This is a genomic window from Moorena sp. SIO4A1, assembly GCF_010672065.1.
Classification (GTDB): Bacteria; Cyanobacteriota; Cyanobacteriia; order Cyanobacteriales; family Coleofasciculaceae; genus Moorena.
The window spans coordinates 1-2,161 of sequence record NZ_JAAHHX010000344.1 but is presented as its reverse complement, the minus strand read 5'-3'; the positions used below and the strand labels follow the sequence as shown (position 1 = coordinate 2,161).

Genomic DNA, 2,161 nt, shown 5'->3' with positions numbered 1-2,161 from the left:
TTTAAAAATAGGTTTTTTTGTAAACTATTGTAAATACAGCTGATCCCCACCGATTAGTTTATGCTAGAACTTAAAAGCTAAGCTTTATACGCAGCTAAAAAATGAATCTACCTTTAACAATCAAAACTCACCTGAAAGAGTTATTGATTGGCACACCGTTTGAGCCTGCGGCAAGAAGTATTGTTGATTTAATCAACCCTCCCAGCAAAGATATCCTGAGGAGCAGGGAAGATGACACCTATGTCTATCAGATTATGAAGCGGATTTTAGACAAATCCTCAAACTGTATCGATGTGGGTGCCAACATGGGGAGTGTGTTGACAAAAATATGCCAAGTGGCTCCCCTCGGTCAGCACTATGCTTTCGAGCCGGTTCCCCGACTGGCTACTCGGCTGGAAAAACGGTTCCCAAAGGTTGATGTTAGGCAAATTGCCTTGAGTGATTTAGAGGGAGAAACCACGTTCTTCCATGTTGTTGATGCCCCAGCACTCAGTGGTCTAAAACACAGAGACTACACCCATTGGGGCTATAACAATGCTCAAACAGAATCGATTGCCATCAAAACTCAAAAACTTGATGACATCCTTCAACCTGACTTCAAAGTTAAGTTTATTAAGGTAGATACAGAAGGAGCAGAGTTTCAGGTTTTCAAAGGTGCTATCCGAACCTTAAAAACCCACAAGCCTTACCTAGTCTTTGAATTTGGTCGTACTGCCATGGTTGATTATAAAACAACGCCAGGTATGATGTATGATTTCCTAGTCAACCAGTGTGGTTTTAAGTTTTTTAAACTTAACAGTTGGCTAGAGGGGTTAGCTCCACTCAGTAAGACGGAATTTGCCATAATCTGTGAAGAAGGCTCTGCTTGGAATTTCTTGGCTACGCCTTAGCAATAGCTAGAAAACACAGGAGCATTCTGTAGGATTTAGAAAAAACTGGGCAACAAACCCTATAAATCCCTAGAAATAGTTATAAATAGTAGGGTGGGTTATTAAAGTACTCTACTAGTAGAGTTACTGGGGAAGTCTTGTCCTAGTTGCTGATCTATTATTTCTGTCAAGAACCTGGGAGTAGTGCAACCCCACGCATAGAATCCGGGGGCTTGTAACCTCAATACTTGACCAGCTTAAGTCCTAAGCGGACTCCGTTGTCAGTAAGTGTTCAAGTTCCTACCTTGGGATGCGTCGCTAGTTCCAAGCTCTAGAACCAAATTGTTAAACATCTGTATCAGGTTAAGGGAGTGCAATTTGGATAGTACCGACTGACAACATTAGCGTTCGCGGCAGCGTGTGCGAAGCACTCAGCGAACTTAACCCTAGAAATAGGAGTAAACGTAATTATGCGCGTATTTGTACTCGACAAAAACAAAAAACCATTAGACCCTTGTCAGCCTGCTAGAGCCAGAATTCTACTCAAACAGGGGAAAGCAAGAGTTCTAAAAAGATACCCGTTCACAATCATTATGCCAGAATTGGAGGTCAAAAACTGTGTAACCCACGAACATCAACTCAAAATAGACCCCGGTGCTAAGACTACGGGCTTAGCCATTGTCCAGGATAATAAAGTTGTTTGGGGAGCTGAACTAACTCACAGGGGTTTTCAAATCAGAGATGCTCTAATCTCTCGTAGGCGGTTAAGGCGTTCTAGGCGTAACCGGAAAACTCGTTACCGTCAGCCTAGATTTTTGAATCGAAAACGCTCAGTTGGCTGGCTAGCTCCTAGTTTAATGTCACGAGTTCACAATATCTTGACTTGGACTAAAAAGTTAAGTAGATTATGCCCAATTGTTGGTATTTCTCAGGAGTTAGTCCGTTTTGACACTCAAAAAATGGAAAATCCCGAAATATCTGGTGTCGAGTATCAGCAAGGCACATTGTACGGGTATGAACTACGGGAGTATCTACTTGAAAAATGGAACCGCCAATGTGCTTACTGTGGAGCAGCTAACACTCCTCTAGAAATAGAGCATATCAAGCCATTAGCTAGGGGAGGCTCTAACCGAGTCTGTAACTTAGCTATTGCTTGTCACAAATGTAATCAGACGAAAGGAGTTCAGGAAATCGAACAATTTTTGTCTGGCAAACCTAGTGTCTTAAAGCGAGTTTTAGCTCAGGCGAAAAAGCCTTTAGCTAATGCAGCAGCGGTTAACTCAACCAGATGA

The 2,161-nt window shown here is 42.3% G+C and carries 1 protein-coding gene and 1 pseudogene; both read left to right on the top strand.

All coding sequences use genetic code 11. The annotated features are described in order from the left end of the window. Positions 1-101: 101 nt before the first annotated feature. Complete coding sequence (locus tag F6K53_RS38040; RefSeq protein WP_293084904.1) at positions 102-890, top strand: FkbM family methyltransferase; 789 nt, start codon at positions 102-104, stop codon at positions 888-890. Between the two features lie 449 nt (positions 891-1,339). Beyond that, positions 1,340-2,158: pseudogene (gene iscB, locus F6K53_RS38035) on the top strand (RNA-guided endonuclease IscB); the annotation flags it as partial. Between the last annotated feature and the right edge of the window lie 3 nt (positions 2,159-2,161).

Excerpts from the sequence above, each read along its gene's own strand:
- F6K53_RS38040 (WP_293084904.1), top strand. The coding sequence starts at position 102 with ATGAATCTACCTTTAACAATCAAAACTCACCTGAAAGAGTTATTGATT.